General features: G+C 47.3%; 2 protein-coding genes. Both read left to right on the top strand.

Annotated elements, in window-relative coordinates:
- The coding region (gene mnmG, locus R7Q47_RS23835; protein WP_318089627.1) for a tRNA uridine-5-carboxymethylaminomethyl(34) synthesis enzyme MnmG at positions 1–1,198 on the top strand (1,198 nt) is incomplete at its 5' end.
- Positions 1,198–1,623, top strand: a 426-nt coding sequence (gene rsmG, locus R7Q47_RS23840; RefSeq protein ID WP_318089630.1) for a 16S rRNA (guanine(527)-N(7))-methyltransferase RsmG, incomplete at its 3' end; no start/stop codon positions are given. The genes mnmG and rsmG, both read left to right, overlap by 1 nt.

Genomic DNA, 1,623 nt, shown 5'->3' on the forward strand with positions numbered 1-1,623 from the left:
CGAACACCATCCGCGTCAAATTCCTTGTTTCATTACGCATACCAATGAACAAACGCATGAAGTGATCCGCAATAACCTAGATCGTAGCCCAATGTACGCAGGTGTGATCGAAGGAATTGGCCCACGTTACTGTCCGTCTATCGAAGACAAAGTGATGCGCTTTGCGGATAAGAACAGCCACCAAATTTTCATTGAACCTGAAGGTCTTACCACGCACGAGTTATACCCGAATGGTATTTCCACCAGCTTGCCGTTTGATGTTCAAGTTCAAATCGTTCGTTCAATGAAAGGCTTCGAGAACGCACACATTGTTCGTCCTGGTTACGCGATTGAGTACGATTTCTTCGATCCACGTGATTTGAAGCAAACTTACGAGACTAAATTCATCCGTGGTCTATTCTTTGCTGGCCAAATCAACGGTACAACAGGCTACGAAGAAGCTGCGGCACAAGGCTTAATGGCGGGCTTGAACGCAAGCTTGTACAGCCAAGGCAAAGAAGGCTGGAGCCCGCGCCGTGACCAAGCATACATGGGCGTTCTGATTGATGATTTGTCGACCATGGGTACCAAAGAACCGTACCGCATGTTCACTTCTCGCGCGGAATACCGCCTATTGCTTCGAGAAGACAACGCCGACCTTCGTTTGACAGAAAAAGCTCGTGAACTTGGCTTGATTGATGATGTTCGTTGGGCGCGTTTCAACGAAAAAATCGAGAACATGGAAACCGAGCGTCAGCGTCTGAAGTCTACTTGGGTAAACCCAAACTCGGCGGGCATTGATGAACTGAACAAACTGCTGAAAACGCCAATGGCGCGTGAAGCAAGTGGTGAGGATCTTTTGCGTCGTCCAGAGATCTCATACTCACAATTGACTCAACTTGATGCCTTTGCTCCTGCTCTTGAAGATCAACAAGCGGCAGAACAAGTAGAAATTCAGGTGAAATACGACGGTTACATCAAGCGTCAGCAGGAAGAGATCGAAAAATCACTTCGCCACGAACACACAAAACTGCCTGCGGATTTGGATTACAAAGACGTAAAAGGTTTGTCGAACGAAGTGGTTGCGAAACTGAGCGAAGCCAAACCGGAAAGTATTGGCATTGCTTCGCGTATTTCCGGCATTACGCCTGCAGCGATTTCAATTCTTCTTGTGCATCTGAAGAAGCACGGCTTGCTGAAAAAAGGCGAGGAAGAGTAATGAGTGCACTACGAACCAAGCTTGATTCACTGATTGCACAGACCGATTTAGACGTTTCAGAAAAACAACGAGAGCAGTTAGTCGGTTACGTCGAGCTGCTCGATAAGTGGAACAAAGCGTACAACATAAAGACGGTTCGCGAGACGCGAGAGATGTTAGGGAAACATATCCTTGATAGCATCGTGGTCGGCACGCATCTGCAAGGTGAACGTTTTATCGATGTGGGCACTGGCCCAGGATTGCCAGGTATTCCTTTGGCGATCATGCATCCGGAGAAAACGTTCTTTCTGCTCGATAGCCTCGGTAAGCGCATCCGTTTTATCAAGCAAGTTGTCCACACGTTAGGTTTGAAAAACGTGACACCAATTCAAAGTCGCGTCGAAGAATTCCAACCTGAAGAAAAATTTGATGGCGTTTTGAGTCGA

The sequence above is a fragment of the Vibrio sp. Vb0349 genome (assembly GCF_033338975.1).